At 67.1% G+C, this 16,669-nt stretch carries 19 protein-coding genes; 9 read left to right on the top strand and 10 right to left on the bottom strand.

All coding sequences use genetic code 11. The features are described from left to right. Nucleotide 1: 1 nt before the first annotated feature. The 5 genes from QE373_RS08935 to QE373_RS08915 all read right to left on the bottom strand — a co-directional run bounded on the left by QE373_RS08935 (nt 2) and on the right by QE373_RS08915 (nt 4,798). A complete protein-coding gene (locus QE373_RS08935) occupies nt 2-1,540 on the bottom strand; it encodes a carboxylesterase family protein (RefSeq protein ID WP_309685617.1) in 1,539 nt (512 codons plus the stop codon). Nucleotides 1,541-1,669: 129 nt separating this feature from the next. Continuing rightward, nucleotides 1,670-1,963: a hypothetical protein gene (locus QE373_RS08930; protein WP_309685614.1), complete on the bottom strand. Its 294-nt coding sequence runs from the start codon at nt 1,961-1,963 to the stop codon at nt 1,670-1,672. Then, nucleotides 1,960-3,273 (bottom strand): TFIIB-type zinc ribbon-containing protein, encoded by a 1,314-nt coding sequence (locus QE373_RS08925; protein ID WP_309685612.1) that lies wholly within the window; start codon nt 3,271-3,273, stop codon nt 1,960-1,962. Before QE373_RS08925 ends, QE373_RS08930 begins: the two co-directional genes overlap by 4 nt. 19 nt (nt 3,274-3,292) lie before the next feature. Then, a complete protein-coding gene (locus tag QE373_RS08920) occupies nt 3,293-4,432 on the bottom strand; it encodes an SPFH domain-containing protein (RefSeq protein WP_123699148.1) in 1,140 nt (379 codons plus the stop codon). Between the two features lie 90 nt (nt 4,433-4,522). Then, on the bottom strand, nt 4,523-4,798 hold the full coding sequence (locus QE373_RS08915; RefSeq protein WP_309685609.1) for a hypothetical protein: 276 nt from the start codon (nt 4,796-4,798) through the stop codon (nt 4,523-4,525). A 132-nt stretch (nt 4,799-4,930) separates the two neighbouring features. Here QE373_RS08915 and QE373_RS08910 point away from each other — a divergent pair, with 132 nt between their 5' ends. Next, complete coding sequence (locus tag QE373_RS08910; protein WP_309685607.1) at nt 4,931-5,695, top strand: CHAD domain-containing protein; 765 nt, start codon at nt 4,931-4,933, stop codon at nt 5,693-5,695. 124 nt (nt 5,696-5,819) lie between these two features. On the opposite strand, the gene QE373_RS08905 is transcribed toward QE373_RS08910, so the two are convergent. From QE373_RS08905 to QE373_RS08895, 3 genes are all read right to left on the bottom strand, one after another. Further along, nucleotides 5,820-7,412 carry an SDR family oxidoreductase gene (locus QE373_RS08905; protein ID WP_309685605.1) on the bottom strand — a complete coding sequence of 531 codons (1,593 nt, stop codon included), beginning with the start codon at nt 7,410-7,412 and terminating at the stop codon, nt 5,820-5,822. A 178-nt stretch (nt 7,413-7,590) separates the two neighbouring features. Beyond that, complete coding sequence (locus QE373_RS08900) at nt 7,591-7,728, bottom strand: hypothetical protein (RefSeq protein WP_309685604.1); 138 nt, start codon at nt 7,726-7,728, stop codon at nt 7,591-7,593. A 131-nt stretch (nt 7,729-7,859) separates the two neighbouring features. Next, nucleotides 7,860-8,423 (bottom strand): fasciclin domain-containing protein, encoded by a 564-nt coding sequence (locus QE373_RS08895; RefSeq protein WP_309685602.1) that lies wholly within the window; start codon nt 8,421-8,423, stop codon nt 7,860-7,862. Between the two features lie 220 nt (nt 8,424-8,643). Here QE373_RS08895 and QE373_RS08890 point away from each other — a divergent pair, with 220 nt between their 5' ends. Together QE373_RS08890 and QE373_RS08885 are read left to right on the top strand one after the other, a co-directional pair. After that, nucleotides 8,644-9,309: a thermonuclease family protein gene (locus QE373_RS08890; RefSeq protein ID WP_309689674.1), complete on the top strand. Its 666-nt coding sequence runs from the start codon at nt 8,644-8,646 to the stop codon at nt 9,307-9,309. Between the two features lie 213 nt (nt 9,310-9,522). After that, a complete protein-coding gene (locus QE373_RS08885; protein ID WP_309685601.1) occupies nt 9,523-12,045 on the top strand; it encodes a glycoside hydrolase family 3 N-terminal domain-containing protein in 2,523 nt (840 codons plus the stop codon). Between the two features lie 88 nt (nt 12,046-12,133). On the opposite strand, the gene QE373_RS08880 is transcribed toward QE373_RS08885, so the two are convergent. Then, nucleotides 12,134-12,601 (bottom strand): DUF4126 family protein, encoded by a 468-nt coding sequence (locus QE373_RS08880; protein ID WP_057507619.1) that lies wholly within the window; start codon nt 12,599-12,601, stop codon nt 12,134-12,136. 9 nt (nt 12,602-12,610) lie between these two features. Then, nucleotides 12,611-12,775 (bottom strand): hypothetical protein, encoded by a 165-nt coding sequence (locus QE373_RS08875; protein WP_309685598.1) that lies wholly within the window; start codon nt 12,773-12,775, stop codon nt 12,611-12,613. A gap of 256 nt (nt 12,776-13,031) precedes the next feature. On the opposite strand from QE373_RS08875, the gene QE373_RS08870 reads away from it, so the two are divergent. The 6 genes from QE373_RS08870 (at nt 13,032) to QE373_RS08845 (ending at nt 16,667) form a co-directional block, all read left to right on the top strand. After that, entirely contained in the window at nt 13,032-13,994 is a 963-nt protein-coding gene (locus QE373_RS08870; protein WP_123699152.1) for an acyl-CoA/acyl-ACP dehydrogenase, read from the top strand. Beyond that, nucleotides 13,982-14,743 (top strand): PIG-L family deacetylase, encoded by a 762-nt coding sequence (locus QE373_RS08865; RefSeq protein WP_309685596.1) that lies wholly within the window; start codon nt 13,982-13,984, stop codon nt 14,741-14,743. The genes QE373_RS08870 and QE373_RS08865 overlap by 13 nt, the downstream gene beginning before the upstream one ends. After that, nucleotides 14,740-15,327, top strand: coding sequence for an SAM-dependent methyltransferase (locus QE373_RS08860; RefSeq protein ID WP_309685594.1), 588 nt, complete (start codon nt 14,740-14,742; stop codon nt 15,325-15,327). Before QE373_RS08865 ends, QE373_RS08860 begins: the two co-directional genes overlap by 4 nt. Next, a complete protein-coding gene (locus QE373_RS08855; RefSeq protein ID WP_309685592.1) occupies nt 15,324-16,022 on the top strand; it encodes a glycosyltransferase in 699 nt (232 codons plus the stop codon). Before QE373_RS08860 ends, QE373_RS08855 begins: the two co-directional genes overlap by 4 nt. A gap of 11 nt (nt 16,023-16,033) precedes the next feature. Beyond that, nucleotides 16,034-16,297 (top strand): hypothetical protein, encoded by a 264-nt coding sequence (locus QE373_RS08850; protein WP_309685590.1) that lies wholly within the window; start codon nt 16,034-16,036, stop codon nt 16,295-16,297. An 88-nt stretch (nt 16,298-16,385) separates the two neighbouring features. Beyond that, nucleotides 16,386-16,667, top strand: coding sequence for a DUF3247 family protein (locus QE373_RS08845; protein ID WP_057507614.1), 282 nt, complete (start codon nt 16,386-16,388; stop codon nt 16,665-16,667). The last annotated feature ends 2 nt before the right edge of the window (nt 16,668-16,669 follow it).

Raw genomic sequence — 16,669 nt, 5'->3', positions numbered from 1 at the left:
GTCACGTTGATGCGTCTGGCGGCCGGCGGGCGATCTCTATCTCCTGGCCATCCCAGGCCACGCGCCGCGCCTTGTTCGGGTCATTTTCAACCCGGTCCGCACGATCCAGGATCAGCGTGGGGCGCTCCGGCAGGACATACGTCGGCCAGCTGCCGCCGGGGTCACCATTGCGCACGAAGGCGATCCAGTACGCCCGCATGCGCTCGGCCAGTGCGCGCCGCTGACCGCTGAGCGGGCCGCCTCGCAGGGCGGTGAATACCACCCCGTTCAACGGCCATAGATAGGTCAGGTCCACCGCGTGCGCCGCGCCGAGCAACACGCCGCCCAGGTCAAACCGGTACACCCAGGCGCGGTGGCCGCGGGCAACGTGGCGCTCGGCGAAATGGCGCGTCGGCATCTGGAAGTTGGCATCCGTCGCCAGGTTTCTGTTTCCGGTCCGGGTGTCCGGGTACGTGGCGGCGATGCGTCCGGCAGCGGTCCTGCCCAGCAGCCAGCCGACCTGTGCCAGCAGATCGCCGCGTTCGCGCAGCAGCATGCTGCGCGCGCCGGGGAGCTCGAAGAAACGGATCTCTTCGCGCATCGCGCCGGCCAACAGGGGAATGGGCGGCGTGTCGGCGAGCCGCGCGGCGTCGAACGAAGCGGGCAGCAGCTCGCCATCGTAGATCGGCGCAGCCGGAATCATGCCGGGGAACGACGCGGCGACCTGCGCCTGCGCATCGAGAAAACGCGCCACCGGCGCCGCTTCCAGCGCCGCGCGGCTGCCTGCATCGTCGCCCAGGATTTCCCGGTAGCGGATCGCCTGGCGCGCGGCGATGTCACGGTCGTGCAGCAGGTTGAGTGATCCGCTCTGCAGGATCGCGGCACGGAACAGCGGCTCCACCCCGCGCGCCACCAGCAGCAGCGAAACAGAGGTCGCGCCGGCGGATTCGCCGGCCACGGTCACCTTGTCCGGGTCGCCGCCGAACAGCGCGATGTGGGCGCGCACCCAGCGCAGGGCGGCGATCTGATCGTGGAGGCCACGGTTGTTTGGAATGCCCAGCGCGGAAAAGTCGCTGAAGCCGATCGCACCCAGGCGGTAGTTGAAGGTCACCACCACGATGTCGCCGCTCGCTGCCAGTTCATTGCCAACGTAGAGCGATCCCGCGCCTGTCTGGAACCCACCGCCGTGGATCCAGACCAGTACCGGCCGCCGTGCCTCATCCGCGGCGGGGGACCAGACATTCAGGAAGAACGGGTCGTCGGATTCGCTGCGCGCTCCGCCGGCTCCCTTCGCCTGTGCGGCCGTTGCCCCGAAGTCCGCACAGTCCACTGGATCGGCCGGCAACGCTTCCACCGCAGGCAGGCCGAAGCGGCTGGCGCGTGCGTAACGGATGCCGTGCCATGCCACCACGCCGCTGCCGAGATGGCCTTGGAACGGTCCCGCCTGCAGCGCGGCGTCCGCGCCGTCGGCCGTCAACGAAGCAGCGCCCGCGGCAGCCGGGTCGGTAGCGCGGCGTACCGGTGTGGAGCAGGCGAGCAAGGGGGCAGCGGCGAGCGTCATTGCCCCGGCGCGAAGGAAGCGGCGACGTGTCGGCTGGAAGGGGTAGGGCACGCGGCAGGCTCGGCAGGGCTGTGTCCGTTACCGTAGGGCCGCTTGCGCCACGGCCACGTGAGTGCGGCCGTCGCAGGACTAGCCGCTGGTACGCGGGCTGCCGATGGCGGACGACCCAGGCGACATCTTCGTCACCCGCTGCCGATGGTCGTGCACGTTGTCGCCGCTGATCCGTCTCTGCTCGGTACCGGTCACCGTGTGCACCTTCCTGTCATTGCCAGTGACCGGCGCAGCGACCACGGCGGTCTCGCGCTCGAATGCGTGGGATTTGTCGGTATTGCGGTAATACCGGTAGAGCGTCCAGTACAACGCGGTTGCACTGGCCGGACCCAGCGCAAGCAGCGCCACGATGCCACCGCCATCACTGCTCATATCGACATTCCCAGGAACCAGAGGACCGCGCCTTCAACTACCGTACCCACGCCCAGCGCCGCCAGCAGCAGCTTCCACTGCTGCACCGGTACGCTGCCCATGGTTTCACCCGTGCGGCCATTCACCGCGATGTAGTGCAGCATGCCCTTGCCCCGCTGGCGGTAGGAGTACAGCCACACCGGGACATACATCGACACCCAGCGCGAGCCATGCACGTCGACCTTCTCCATGTCCCAGCGCACGCCGCGGTCATAGCGCTGCACTGAAGGCTCCATCCGTGATCGCGCGATCGACAGCAGCTGGTCTTCCAGGCGCGGTCGCAGCTGCTCGATGTCCACGTCGCGCTTTTCCGACGAGTACCCCACCAGGTAGGACGCATTCCACTTCAACGCATTCTTGGTGTCGAAGGGCAGGATGGTATTGATGACGTTGTTGGTGTTGGCCTTGACATCCAGCCGGCCACGCCGCGCCGACGATTCCAGTGGCAGGTCGTCGACGGTGAAATCGAGCTGCCGCTCCACGTGGTAGACGTCTGCGTCGTAGTAGGTCTTCTTGTTCTTCTCGGTGCCGCGCGTGTAGCGACGCGTCTCGATCTCGCCGCGGCCCACGACGCTGGCGCTGGCGTTGCTGTCCACCACCATGTAAGGCAGGTACACGCCGATGACATTCTCCGGCGTGAACTCTGTCTTGAACGCCTTCAGCGCGAAGAAGCGCCGCTTGTCGACGAACTGGCGGATGCGCGCTACCGCATCGGTCTTGCTGACCTTGAACGGCAGCACGGCATCAGGCACGGCGCCGTTGGCCACCTGTTCGTTGACTCCGAATACGTGACGACACCAGTGGCAGCGTGCGGTCATCGTGCTCTCGGTGTTGATCGTCACTTCCGCGCCGCAGCCCGTGCACTTGAAGCTCATCAGGCTGGCGGCATCGGCGTCGATGGCGCGCGCGCCGGAGGCGATCACATCGCCGCGCAGGTCCGCGATGCCCACGCCCAGGCCGAATGCTTCCTCGATCCGGTCGCCGTGCCATTCGTTGCGACAGTACTGGCACACCAGCACATCGGTACCCAGCGCATGGCGGATATCACTGGACCCGCACTTGGGGCAGCGATTCAGTCCGTCCTTCAGCTCGGCCGCGGACGTATCCAGGGCCACCGGGTCCGGCGCCAGCAGTTCGTCGCGGATCGGTGGGGGCAGGGTGGCCGGATCCACGGCAAGGCGGCCGGGCAGCGGCGGCATGTCCTGCGGCGATCCGGGGCCGGCCGGGGGAGCCGCCCCGGGCAAGGGCGGCGGCTTTCTGGGCGTGGTCATCGTTGTGGCGCCTGGCGTCTTACAGTCCCAGCGCCTTGGCTTTCAGCTTGTCGTAGTCATCCTGGGTGATGAGGCCGAGATCCAGCAGCTCCTTGGCTTTCTTCAGCTGGGTCACCGTGTCATCGGCGGCAGGCGCAACCGGTTGCTGCAGGCTGCCGGCACCGAACATCCCCGATGCCATGCCAACGCCCACCAGCCCGGCGGCCCCGCCACTTTCGCCGGCCGACTGGATACCCTGCGCCACGCTGGCCTGCAGGTTGGAATTGCCGCGTGCACCCGCCAGCGCATCGGCGCGCTGCACGGTCTTGAGCAGTTCACGGGTGTTGGCGTCGTACTCGATGGAAACGATCGCGGTCTTGACAATGGCCAGGCCACGATCGGATTTCCACTGGTACCCCTGTTCAACCGCGCTGGACAAGCTCTGCGCGAAGCCCAGCGAATCCTGCTGCAGCTTGGTGATGCGGTTGCCCTTGCCGGGGTCGTTGGTATACAGGCTGAAGGCTGGCGCCAGCGAGCCGACCACCTCGTTGAACAACTGGCTGGCCGCCGCGTTGTCCAGGTCGGTGAAGTCGAAGACCTGGCCCGGCTGCAGGTAGCTGGCGGGGACGAAATTCTTCACGAACAGGATCGGGTCGATGATCTTCAGGGTGTACGAACCCCGGGTCACCGCGCCGACCTGGGTGCCGAGGAAGCCGTCATCCCAGTAGATTTCCGATTGCGTACCGAAGCGGTTGTCCGGCAGTTCCTTCAACGAAACGAAGAAGGCTGCCTGCTGGGAGCCCGGCTGGCCACCGAACTTGAAGCGTTCCCAGCTCTGCCGGATCAGCGAACTTACCAGGCCGTCACCGGCGAAGATCGACTGCGAATGGGTGTCGTCCGATTCCCAGATATAGCCGCCCGGCTCAGCGACGAAGGCGGTGACCGCGCCATCCTGCATCAGCAGCAGGCCATAGCCCTCAGGCACCACGATCTTCGAGCCGTTGCTGATGATGTTGGTCGAGGCGCTGGTGTTGGAACCTCGCCCCGCATTGGTGCCACGCGGCACCGCGGCAAACAGCGCTGCCGTGGACGGCAGTCCGTTCGGGACGGTATGGAAATCCTTCCACTGGTCGGCCAGAACACCGCCAACCGCACCTGCCACCGCCTGTCGAAGACCCATGACAATTCCCTGTTGTTCGTGGACAGGCACCACGCCCGTCGTGCTCGTTCGACTATATCAGCCGGTGCACCCGCGCGACACGCGCTGGAATCAGGGGAGGTTGCACTGCATCTTGCCATCCACGTAATACGGCTTGGGCACGTTCGGGTTCTCGCTGGTCTTCTCGAACACCACCTCGAAGGAGTCCAGGTCCGGCGTCCCCTTGCGGTCGGTACAGGCGGCCTGGAGCTTCTGCTTCACCGCGGTGATTCCGCCCTCGCGGTTGGCACCGTCGGCGCTGTTGGTGAGGTTGGCGACTTCGGCGAAGGCCGCCGGGCTGGCGCCGAACAGGCAGGCGGCGATCAGGGACACGTGCAGCTTCTTCATGGACTCTCCTTGTTGGGTGGGCGGTCGATGCCCGGCCAGCAGGATAGGGCGCGCGGGTTAAGGTCCCGTGGACTGCCGGCTCCCATGGGGATCTCGGCTAGACTGCCGGGCAGTCGTGCTGCGGAGTACGCAATGCCTTCCACGGTGATCGGGGCTGCCGCCCGCCAACTGGTGCAGGAAGAGTGCCTGGCGATCGCCAACGCATTGGCGACGCGGTCGGATATCCACGTGGGCGTGCACAGCGCCCGCAAGGCGATCCGGCGCCTGCGCGCGGTGCTGGCGCTGTTCGCAACCGACGAACAGCCCCTGCAACGCACCGACCGTGCGCTGCAGCGCCTGGGTCGTGGTCTTTCGGCGCTGCGCGATGCGCATGTGCTGGTGGAGACCGCGCAATCGTTGCAGGCCGACGCGCCATCCCCCGGCTGGGCCAGCGTCATCACGCAGCTGAGTGCCCGCCGTGACCGCCTGCTGCAGCGCGCCCGTGCGCAGGATCCGGGATTCCAGAAGAAGCGGCGCGCGGTCCAGCGTGTCGGCCTGGAGCTGGATGCGCAGCGCTGGGAGCGGGTGCGCAAGGGGGATCTTCGGCGTGCCTTGGCCCGCAGCCAGCGCAGAGCGAAAAAAGCCGCCGCGCGTGCCCGCGACAGCGACGACCTGGAGGCACTTCATGACTGGCGGCGCAGGGTGCGGCGGCTGCGCATGCAGCTGGAGGTGATGGCCCGGCTGGACGGCGGACTGGTGAAGGATCATGCAGACAGTGATGGCGGCAAGCATGCCAAGGGGCTGCGCCGGCTGAGCGATGCGCTGGGCCGGGAGCAGGACCTGCGCCTGCTGCGCAACCAGATCCGCGCGATGCCCGGGCTGCAGGACAAAGCGCAGCTGATGGCGCTCACGCGGTGACGTTGGAAACGTGACGACCAACGGTCGTCACTACCGGAGGGTGGGTAGCGCCGAGCCATGCTCGGCGAGCGCAGCGGAAGCGGGGAAAGCAGACGGCCAGCGGCCGTCACTACCGATGTGCGCCTTACCAATCGGTGGGCGCGTAATCCTTGAGGAACTGGCCCCACACGTGCTCGCCGGTGTTGAACCCATGGATGATCGGATCGACGATGCGCGCAGCGCCATCCACGATGTCCAGCGGCGGATGGAAGCGCTCTTCCTGCACCTTCCTGGCCGCGATATCCGCCGGATCTTCGTCGGTCACCCAGCCGGTATCCACGCTGTTCATGTGGATGCCGTCGTTCTGGTAATCCGCCGCCGAGGTACGCGTCATCATGTTCAATGCGGCCTTGGCCATGTTGGTATGCGGATGACGGGTGGTCTTGAAGTTGCGGTAGAACTGGCCTTCCATCGCCGACACGTTGACGATGTGCTTGTCGCGCTCCGGCGTGGCCAGCATCAGCGGCTTCAGGCGCGCGTTGATGATGAACGGCGCGATCGCATTCACCAGCTGGGTTTCCAGCAGCTCCACCGACGGTACTTCGGCCATCAGCAGGCGCCAGGAATTGCGACCCCGCAGATCGACCTGCTGCAGATCCTGGTCCAGCCGGCCTTCCGGGAACAGATGCTGCTGGCCCACCAGCTCGTCTTCCAGCAGGGCCACCTGGGACAGCTCGGCGGCACGGGTCAGGCCATCGGCGCCGTTCAGGCCGCGGTCCTGCACCGCTGGCAGGGCGATCGCCGAGGCATCGCTCAGCAGCTCCGCGCTGCGCAGGCCCTCGTACTGACCTACCAGGCTGCGCACCGTTTCGGGCAGCTCGTGCAATGCAGCCGTCTCGCCGGCCATCATGTGCGCGTAGAACTGCGGCGGGCGGCGCACCGTCTGGCAGGCGTTGTTGATGATGAAATCCAGCCGCTTGCGGGTCGCCAGCAACTCGCTGCAGAAGGCTTCAACGCTCGGGGTGTGGCGAAGGTCCAGCCCATAGACCTGCAGGCGATGGCCCCACACCGCGAAATCCGGTTCTTCGGCATAACGGGCAGCCGAGTCGCGCGGGAAGCGCGTGGTGACGATCAGCTCGGCGCCGGCGCGCAGCAGCTTCAGGCCGGCCTGGTAGCCGATCTTGACCCGCCCGCCGGTGAGCAGCGCGACGCGGCCGCGCAGGTCGGCGGTCTCGGTCCGCTTGTGGAAGTTCAGCTCGGCGCAGGCCGGGCACATCTGGTCGTAGAAATGATGTAGCTGGGTGAACTTCTGCTTGCACACGTAGCAGTGGCGCAGTTCCGGCGAATGCACGGGCTCGGCAGCCGCCTCCGCGCCCTCGCCGTTGCGTGCATCGTGCAGTCCGGGGGCATGCGGCGGGAAGTAATTCGGGGTACTGAAGACGGGCTTGCGGCGCAGGGTCCGGATACCGGTCTGTTCCAGCAGGGCTTCGGCCTTGCGCACCTTCTCCTGGTGGCGGACCTTGGCCTGCTGCTTGAGCATCGCCCGGCGTGCCTTGGGTTCGGGGTGGTACACCTTGGCAACCACCTGGTGCAGGCGAACGCGGTCGGCTTCGGGCAGCGCATCCAGCACGCTGCGGTCGGCTTCGATGGCCTCCAGCAGGTCCAGCGCGGCGCGCAGGCGGTCGGTCAGGGGCTGTTCGTCGGCCACGGGCGCGGCGGGTGGGGCGGTGGTAGTCACATCGAATCCGGAAGGAACGGCACTAGGCCAGGAATGGACAGCAGAGCGGTGACCGGCTCGATGCGGGTCCATGCTGTTGCGGGCCCGGCAGGGCCCGGACGGGGGCCATTGTCCCTGATCGGTGGGGGCGGATGCCAGCGGGGCGGCTTCACCGCGGCTACCTGGGTGCGGGCGCGACTCAGCCCGCGGGTTGGGTGGCACCCTTGTGGACGTTCTTGTCCGGCTCCTGGGGGGCGTCCGGATTGCCATTGCGGGCAAGCCAAATGCACGACGGGCCCACGATGGCCAGGAGGCCGACGATCACGATCAGCAGCATCTTCGTATTCTTTTTCATTCAAACCCCTCGCGTGCGGACATTCAACCGAGCATAGGCACATCGGCGTCGTTCGCATGTGTTTCCCGCGGCCGGTGCGGACGTCGCCTCGACGCCCGCCCGGTTGCTGGCGCTTACTTCGGCATCAGTACCGTATCAACGACATGGACGACGCCGTTGGACTGCATGACATCGGCCGTGCTGACCGACGCCTTGCCGCCCTTGGCGTCGACGATCCACAACTTGCCCTCGTGCAGCTTGAAGGTGAGCGGTTCGCCCTGGACCGTCTTCAGCGTGGCGGTGCCGCCCTGCTGGGTGGCCGCTGCGGTCAACTGGGCAGCGGTGTGCACGCCCGGCACCACGTGGTAGGTCAGGATCCTGGTCAGGGCCGCCTTGTTTTCCGGCTTGACCAGGGTGTCCACGGTGCCGGCTGGCAGCTTGTTGAAGGCGGCGTTGGTGGGCGCGAACACGGTGAACGGCCCGGCACCGTTGAGGGTATCGACCAGTCCGGCGGCCTTGACCGCGGCGACCAGCGTGGTGTGGTCCTTGGACGCACTGGCGTTTTCCACGATGGTCTTGGCCGGATACATCAACGCACCGCCGACCGTCGGCGGATCGGCGGCGAAGGTGGGGGCCGCGAAGGCACCAAGAACGACGAGGCTGGTGGCGAAAGCGATCTTCTTGAAAGTAGCTTGCACGTTGCTTCTCCTGTTCGTCCCCGGAATGGGGGTACTGAAGGTACGCAGCCGACAGCGGGCTGGATGCAGCCGGCTGGTTTTTCTTTCGAGGATGAGGAAGACGTGAACATCGCACCCCAGATGCACTCTTCGAAGTGCCGCAGTCCAGGGCACTGGGCGAGAATAGGCGCCGTTTCGCGTGATGCAGGGTGTTGTGCGTTTTATGTGCAGGTTGTTCGTGATGTTCGTTGTATTTGTCATTCCCCCGTGGGCGCTCGCCGCCCCCATCGAAATCGCGGGCCGTGCCACGGTGGTCGACGGTGACACCCTTGCGGTCAACCAGAAGCGGGTAAGGCTATGGGGAATCGATGCGCCCGAGAGCGCGCAGCAGTGCGCGGACCCGCAAGGCAGGTCATGGCCCTGTGAGCGCCGGGCCGCCAATGCGCTGGATGGGCACCTGCAGGGCAGGACGGTGCGCTGCGTGCAGCGCGATGTGGATCGCTATGGCAGGTCGGTCGCCGAGTGCTTCGTCCAGGGCGAATCGGTGAACGCCTGGATGGTTCGATCCGGCTGGGCCGTGGCTTACCGGGAATACGCCACGGCTTACGTCGGTGCAGAACAACAGGCCAAGGCAGGCAAGCGCAACCTGTGGCAGGGGGCGTTCCAGATGCCGGCCGACTACCGCCGCGCACAGCGTGCAGTGCACGCCGGCGCGACCGGGACCGCGCGCGCGCCGACCAGCGGTTGCCGCATCAAAGGCAATATCTCCAGTGCGGGCGCGAAGATCTTCCACATGCCTGGGCAGCGCGATTACGCGCAGACGCGGATCCAGCCGGAAAGTGGTGAGCGCTATTTCTGTTCCGCGGACGAAGCGCGTGCGGCAGGATGGCGCGCGGCGAAGCGGTAGCGTGCGCCGCAGGCGTGCACCGCAATCGTGCTGCGCCGCAGCGATCAGAATGGCATTACGGGCGCCGCGGCCACGTGCTGCAAGGGTTTGCGCGCGGCACGGGGCAACAGGTTTGACAGCGCTGTCAATCAGGACATAGAAACGTCCAGCGTCGCCGGCAGCTGCAGCCTGTGCCTGCGCTACCTGTTCTGATCCGAATGGAGTCCACTGATCATGAAACCCTTCAAGCCCCTGCTGCTGTGTGTTGCCTTGGCACTGGCCTGCGGCACTGCAGCCCATGCGGCCACGCCGGCCGGCCAGATCCACCCATCGCAATGGCCGCAGCCGACCTGGCCGCTGGCCACCGACCCGGCCATCGAGCGTCGCATCGACGCGCTGATGGCCACGATGAGCGTGGAGGAAAAAGTCGGCCAGATCGTGCAGGGCGACATCGGCAGCATCACCCCGGAAGAGGTGAAGAAGTATCGCCTCGGCTCGGTGCTGGCCGGCGGCGGATCCGATCCGGGTGGGCGTTACAACGCCAGGCCGGCGGAGTGGTTGGCCCTGGCCGATGCCTACTGGGAAGCGTCGATGGATACCAGCGGGGGTGGTCATGCGATCCCGATCATCTGGGGCATCGACGCGATGCACGGGCAGAGCAATGTGGTGGGTGCCACCTTGTTCCCGCACAACATCGGACTGGGCGCGACGCGCAACCCGGAACTGCTGCGCGAGATCGCCCGCATCACCGCGGCCGAAACCCGCACCACCGGCATGGAGTGGACCTTCGCACCGACCGTTGCCGTGCCCCAGGACGATCGCTGGGGTCGGGCGTATGAAGGCTATTCCGAGGATCCGGCGCTGGTTGCCAGCTATGCCGGTGTGTTCGTGGAAGGCTTGCAGGGCAAGGCCGGCGCTGCCGACTTCCTGGACGACCACCACGTGATGACCACGGTCAAGCATTTCCTGGGTGACGGCGGCACCACCAATGGCAAGGACCAGGGCGATACAACGGTCACCGAAGCGCAGCTGCGCGACATCCACGCCGCAGGCTATGTGCCCGCCATCGCCGCCGGCGCACAGTCGGTGATGGCCTCGTTCAACAGCTTCCATGGCGAGAAGATGCACGGCCATAAGCCGCTGATGACCGATGTGCTGAAAGGCCGGATGAACTTCGGTGGCTTCGTGGTCGGCGACTGGAACGGCCATGGCCAGGTCAAGGGCTGCACCAACACCGACTGCGCGCAGACCTATATCGCCGGCATGGACATGGCGATGGCCCCGGACACCTGGAAGGGCCTGTATGAAAGCACCGTCAAGCACGTCAAGGACGGTACCTTGCCGATGGCGCGGCTGGACGATGCGGTGCGCCGGATCCTGCTGGCCAAGATGCGCATGGGGTTGTTCGAAAAGCCCAAGCCGTCCGCGCGTGCGCTCGGTGGCAGGTTCGAACTGCTGGGATCGCCGGAGCACCGGGCCGTAGCGCGGCAGGCCGTGCGTGAATCGCTGGTGCTGCTGAAGAACCAGGATGGCCTGTTGCCGCTGTCACCGAAGCAGCGCGTGCTGGTTGCAGGCGATGGTGCCGACAACATGACCAAGCAGACCGGCGGCTGGACGCTGACCTGGCAGGGTGACGGCACCAAGCGCGACGACTTTCCCAACGCCGACACCCTGTGGGATGGCCTGAAATCGCAGGTGCAGGCAGCCGGCGGCAAGGCCGAACTGGCCGTGGACGGTGCGTACACCAGCAAGCCGGACGTGGCGATCGTGGTGTTTGGCGAAGACCCCTACGCCGAGTTCCAGGGGGATCTGCCGGACCTGATGTTCAAGGGCGGCCGCTCGGGTGATCTGGAACTGATCCGCAAGCTGAAAGCCGACGGCATTCCGGTCGTGGCGGTGTTCATCAGCGGGCGTCCGCTGTGGTTGAACCGCGAGATCAATGCCGCCGACGCCTTCGTCGCCGCCTGGTTGCCGGGATCCGAAGGCGCGGGCGTGGCCGATCTGCTGCTGCGCGGTGCCAACGGCAGGCCGCAGCACGATTTCAGCGGCAAGCTCAGTTTTTCCTGGCCGCGCCGTGCCGACCAGTACGCCAACAACGTGGGCCAGCCGGGCTACGACCCGCAGTTCGCATTCGGTTACGGTCTTACCTATGCGGACAAGGGCAACCTGCCGCCGCTTTCCGAAGAGCCGGGCATCGACCCGACCAGGTCGCGCACCAGCACATGGTTCGACCGCGGCGTGGCCGCGACCGGCCTGACCCTGCGCCTGACCGGGGCTGACGGTGAGGCAATGGACATCGTGCACCCCAGCGCGACCACGCCCGACGGGTCGCTTGCGATGACGGCGATCAACACGGACGTGCAGGAAGGCGGGCGCCAGTTCACGTTCAGCGGCAAGGGACTGGTTGAGCTGAGGTCCAACGCGCCACTGGATCTTGATCGCGAGACCAACGGCGACGTTTTCGTGATTTCCACGTTGCGGGTGGATGCGCTGCCCGCCGGTGCGCCGGTCAGCTACCTGGCAACGAGCGGAAAAACCACGCGTGGGGAGGTTTCGATCGCGCAGGCACTGGCGTCAGCCAAGCTCGGCGAGTGGACGCGCGTGGGCGTTCCGCTGCGCTGCCTGCGCAGTGCCGGGGTGGATATGAAGAATGTCGAGATTCCGATGGCGCTGCATGCAGGCCAGGGCGTGCGCCTGTCGCTGGCGAGGGTCGCCATCGGAACCGACTACGACGAGAAAGTGACCTGCGGCGGGTGATGCGCACGCCCTGGTATCCGCCGACCATGGGTCGGCGCTACCTTGAACGCGTACGGACCTGTGAACGCGCACGGATCCGGTGCATCGCTCACGCGTTGCTGCGCTCGGCGCATCGGGCAATCAGCGCGGCACTGCCCACGGCGATCGCATCCTCCACCGCGCCGGTGGGCGTCTGACCGTAACGTGCGATCGCACGCATGCGCAGGTTGAAGGTCAGGTAAGCCATGCCGACGGCGGTGCCGGCGCCCAGCAGCGCGCCGATTCCACGCTGGCGGTGCGGGGCAAGCGCGGCGCCGGCGATCATGCCGGTCGCTACGCGGGCCACCATGCCGGCCGGGACGATGCGGTCCGGGGCCGTTTTCATCTTGTCGCCAAGCAGTTCGCCGCCCGCCAACGCCAACATGCCGGCCGACGCCAGCGGATTGGACAGCAGGCGCGGCGCCCCGTTGTCAGCAGGCAGGGTGCCGGTGCGCGCTGCGTTGGTCACCGCGGCAAGCGGGGTCATGGCGCGCATGCCGGCAACGGCGCCCATCAATATCGAGTGGATCAGGGCCATACAGGGTCCTCAGGGCTTCGGGGGCTTTTCGTAATCGTCGGGCGTGGCCGTGTGCTCGGACTCCGGCATGTCCTTGTCTTTCCACCGCGCATCATCATTGCGGTGCTTGTCGGGGGTGTCCGGCTTGTCCTGGTCGGCGACATCGGCGCCGGGATTGATCGGTTGCTTGCTCATGGTCAGCTCCGTGCAGCGTGTGCCTGCCGCGATGGCAGGGATCCCCGCGCTACTGGAACATGCGCGAGGGCAGGTGAGCGCGGTGTCCCCGGCGGCTGCACACGCCCCGCACACGCCGGTCACTCCGCGGGGACGGACGCACAGGTATCAGTAGGACCCGGTTTCAAGAAGGATGTCCCGATGCATGCAGCGACCGCACACGGCAGGAATGCTGTCTGCACGGGGCTCCCACACCCAAGCACCTCGGCTGACTGACATGGACCGACTCTCCGACCACGCCGCCCCCGCGCTGGAGGCGGCCGCACGTGAGGTGATGGCAGGCCAACCCTGCCTGCCGCTGCCGGGGCGTGGACACACCCTGGCGCGCTGGCGCGAACTGGCCGCCATTGCCGCGCGCGACCTGTGCCTTGCCAAGGTGCTGGAAGCACACTACGACGCCCAGGCGATCCTCTCCGACCTGCACGCAGCGCCACTGGATCGACAGTCGCTCGCGGCGGTATGGGCCGCTGAAGGGCCGCAGGCCACCTTGGTGTTCGACCCCGCGACCGGCACGGTGAGTGGCGATAAACCCTGGTGCTCCGGCGCAGGGCTGGTTGACATCGCACTGGTGACGGCGCGCGGCCCGGAGGGGCCGCAACTGCTGCGCATCCATGCCGATGCGGCCGGTATCCGGCTTCGCCCGCAGACCTGGCACGCAACCGGCATGGGCGGCATCCCGAGCGGCTGCGTGCAGTTCAGCGACGTCCCTGCCGAGCCAGTGGGCAAGCCCGGCGCGTACCTGTCACGGCCGGGTTTCTGGCATGGCGGGGCCGGCATCGCCGCATGCTGGTATGGCGCAGCCGCGGCACTTGCGGCGCCGCTGCAACGCTCGCCGCGCGTGGCGGGCGACGCACAGACCGCCTCGTTGCTGGGCCAGGTCGACATGCAGCTGCAGTCGGCGGCTGCCCTGATGCGCGAACTGGCGGCGTGGATCGACGCGATGCCGACCGCGCCGCACCAGGCCGACGTCCTGCGCGTGCGCAGCGTGGTGGAGCGGACCTGCACGAACGTCCTGGACGCGGTTGCGCGGGCGCTCGGCCCCGGGCCGATGTGCCTGGACGATGACCACGCACGTCGTTGGAGCGACCTCACCGTTTTCATCCGGCAGAGCCATGCCGACCGGGACTGGGCTGAACTCGGCCGCGCCGTACAGGCACAGGAGCGGCCATGGACGCTGTGACCCCGCAGCGGATCGAAGGGCAGGGCACGCTGGAAGCGGACTGGGCTGGCAGCACGTGGCTGGCTTCGCTGCCCATCACGTCGGCGCAGGACCTGCTCGAGGGCACGCGCCGGCTGCTGGTGGTGTCTCCCCACCCGGATGACGAAGTGCTGGCCTGCGCCGGGTTGATGCAGGCGGCGCTGGCGCTCGGCGTTGCCGTGCATGTGGTGTCGGTGACCGACGGTGAGGCCTGCTACCCGGACCAGGCCCTGTGGCCGCCCGCCCGGCTGCGTGATGCACGTCGCCACGAGCTGGCGCAGGCCGTGCGCGTGCTGGGCCTTGATGCTACCCATGTCACCCCGCTGGGGCTTCCCGATGGCGGGGTCAGCACCCACGAAGCAGAGCTGACCGCGCACCTGACGGCACAGCTGATGCCGGCTGACCTGGTCGTCGCGCCGTGGATCGGCGACGCGCACCCGGATCACGAGGCCACCGGTCGTGCCGCGCTTGCTGCCGCCCACGCGCGCGGCGCACGGGCGCTGCAGTACCCCGTATGGGCCTGGCACTGGCTGGATCCCGATGCATCCGCCGCCCCTTGGCCTACCGCCATGCGCATCCCGATGGACGCCGCCATGCGTTCGCGCAAGCGCGAGGCCATGCAGGCGTTCGCCACCCAGACCGGCGACGTCGAGGGGCTGGATTGCCAGCCGATCCTGCCGGCGCACGTCACCGCGCGCTTCCATCGCGCTTTCGAGGTGCTGATCGGATGAACACCGCCGCCTATTTCGACGCGCTGTATCAGCAGGCCGACCCGTTCCATTACCGCAGCCGCTGGTACGAGGCGCGCAAGCGGGCCCTTACCCTGGCCTGCCTGACGCGTCCGCGCTACACCAATGCCTGGGAACTCGGCTGCTCCAATGGGGTGCTCACGGCGGAACTGGCCGCACGGTGCGATGCGCTGCTGGCAACGGACATCAACCAGCAGGCGCTTACCGAGGCCGCCGGATCCGTCAGTGACTGCCCCCATGTCACCCTGCAGCGTGCCCATCACCCTGGCCAGTGGCCGCCGGGACGCTTCGACCTGATCGTGGTCAGCGAGGTCGGCTACTACCTGGATGCGGGTGAGCTGCAGCAGATGGCGCTGCAGCTCGACGACAGTCTTGCCGAAGACGGGCTGCTGCTGGCCTGCCACTGGCGGCATCCATTTGATGAGGCGCGCAGCACTACCGAGACCGTCCATCGTCTGCTCCGCGGCGCTCTGCTCGACGTATTCAACTATCAGGACGAAGATCTCCTGCTGCAGGCGTGGAGCCGACAGCAGACCAGTGTGGCGACATGGGAGGGGCTGCGATGATCGCAGTGATCGTACCGGCACATGATGAGGCGGCCTCCATTGGCCGCTGCCTGGCGGCGATTTCCCTGGCCGCCACCCACCCCGGCCTGCGCGGTGAAGCGGTCCAGGTCGTCGTGGCGCTGGACAACTGCAGCGATGCCACAGGGTCAGTCTGCAGCCTGCAGGGTGCTTCCACGGTGACCCTCAACGCACGCTGCGTCGGCATCGCGCGTGCGGCGGCAGCGGATCATGCATTGGCCTTGGGTGCGCGCTGGATCGCCAGCACCGACGCCGATACCGTCGTGCCTGCCGACTGGCTCTCCCGCCAGGTGGAGTGCGGGGCGGATGCGTTCTGCGGCGTGGTCGAGGTCGTGGACTGGCTGGACTATCCGCAGGCCGTACGCGATGCCTTCACCCGCAAGCCAGTGACCGATGGGCATCGGCATATCCATGGCGCCAACATGGGTATCAGCGCGTCGGCGTACCTGGCGGCAGGCGGCTTCAGCGCCGTGGTCACCGGCGAGGATGTCGCCCTGGTGCATGCGCTTGAGCAGACACACGCCTCGATTGCCTGGCTGGCGCAGCCCGCTGTTGCCACCAGCGCACGACGGACCGCGCGGGCACCGCACGGTTTCAGCGGGTTCCTGCGCGCACTCGAACGCGAGGTACTGGACGTGGCACCGGCGCTGTCGCCGGTACCGGTACTGCAGCGGTGACCTTCCAGCCGGTGGATCTGCTGGGCTGGGCGGCCACGGTGGTGCTGATCCTTACGCTCGGGCGCCAGATCCACAAGCAGCACCAGGCGGACTCGGTCGAAGCGGTGTCCACCTGGTTGTTCATCGGCCAGATGACCGCCTCCGTGCTTTTCATTGCCTACAGCGCAATGGTCGGTTCGACCGTTTTCGTGGTGACCAACACGCTGATCCTGATCACCGCCATCACCGGGCAGGTCCTGGCCGTACGTCGACGGCGACGTCAGGCCGGCACGTGATCCTTCGCGCCTTCCACACGCCGAGCGCAGGATTCGTTCGCGTGCGCTCACGTACCGTAGGGTCCAGCCCTTACACGGAACATCAACCATGACCCAACGTGCCCCCCGCATCCACACCGAGGCCGCCGCCATCGACCGCCTCAAGGCGCTGCAATCCGAGCTGGATGCGGAGATGATCGCCGAACTGCACATGCAGGACGGAAGCGTACTGGTCGGCACGGTGGTCGAACGTCCTGCCATCCAGCAGTTCCTCGACAGCGATGGCAACGAGGGCAGCAATGGCCTGCTGCGCCTGGATTCCGGTGAGGCCCCCGTACAGCTGCTGTGGCTGGACCAGGTGCAGCGCGTGGTGCGGATCGGCTCCCGCTGACC

It is taken from the genome of Stenotrophomonas sp. SORGH_AS_0321, from assembly GCF_031453215.1.
GTDB classification, from domain to species: Bacteria; Pseudomonadota; Gammaproteobacteria; order Xanthomonadales; family Xanthomonadaceae; genus Stenotrophomonas; species Stenotrophomonas chelatiphaga.
Note: the sequence above shows the minus strand (reverse complement) of the source record. Positions and strands in the feature narration are given on the sequence as shown.

Bases quoted from the DNA above. Each gene is read 5' to 3' on its own strand.
- QE373_RS08875 (WP_309685598.1), bottom strand. From the start codon at position 12,775: ATGAGCAAGCAACCGATCAATCCCGGCGCCGATGTCGCCGACCAGGAC.
- QE373_RS08870 (WP_123699152.1), top strand. From the start codon at position 13,032: ATGGACCGACTCTCCGACCACGCCGCCCCCGCGCTGGAGGCGGCCGCA.
- QE373_RS08890 (WP_309689674.1), top strand. From the start codon at position 8,644: ATGTTCGTTGTATTTGTCATTCCCCCGTGGGCGCTCGCCGCCCCCATC.
- QE373_RS08865 (WP_309685596.1), top strand. From the start codon at position 13,982: ATGGACGCTGTGACCCCGCAGCGGATCGAAGGGCAGGGCACGCTGGAA.
- QE373_RS08880 (WP_057507619.1), bottom strand. From the start codon at position 12,601: ATGGCCCTGATCCACTCGATATTGATGGGCGCCGTTGCCGGCATGCGC.
- QE373_RS08845 (WP_057507614.1), top strand. From the start codon at position 16,386: ATGACCCAACGTGCCCCCCGCATCCACACCGAGGCCGCCGCCATCGAC.
- QE373_RS08855 (WP_309685592.1), top strand. From the start codon at position 15,324: ATGATCGCAGTGATCGTACCGGCACATGATGAGGCGGCCTCCATTGGC.
- QE373_RS08935 (WP_309685617.1), bottom strand. From the start codon at position 1,540: ATGACGCTCGCCGCTGCCCCCTTGCTCGCCTGCTCCACACCGGTACGC.
- QE373_RS08910 (WP_309685607.1), top strand. From the start codon at position 4,931: ATGCCTTCCACGGTGATCGGGGCTGCCGCCCGCCAACTGGTGCAGGAA.
- QE373_RS08860 (WP_309685594.1), top strand. From the start codon at position 14,740: ATGAACACCGCCGCCTATTTCGACGCGCTGTATCAGCAGGCCGACCCG.
- QE373_RS08930 (WP_309685614.1), bottom strand. From the start codon at position 1,963: ATGAGCAGTGATGGCGGTGGCATCGTGGCGCTGCTTGCGCTGGGTCCG.
- QE373_RS08915 (WP_309685609.1), bottom strand. From the start codon at position 4,798: ATGAAGAAGCTGCACGTGTCCCTGATCGCCGCCTGCCTGTTCGGCGCC.
- QE373_RS08900 (WP_309685604.1), bottom strand. From the start codon at position 7,728: ATGCTGCTGATCGTGATCGTCGGCCTCCTGGCCATCGTGGGCCCGTCG.
- QE373_RS08920 (WP_123699148.1), bottom strand. From the start codon at position 4,432: ATGGGTCTTCGACAGGCGGTGGCAGGTGCGGTTGGCGGTGTTCTGGCC.
- QE373_RS08925 (WP_309685612.1), bottom strand. From the start codon at position 3,273: ATGACCACGCCCAGAAAGCCGCCGCCCTTGCCCGGGGCGGCTCCCCCG.
- QE373_RS08885 (WP_309685601.1), top strand. From the start codon at position 9,523: ATGAAACCCTTCAAGCCCCTGCTGCTGTGTGTTGCCTTGGCACTGGCC.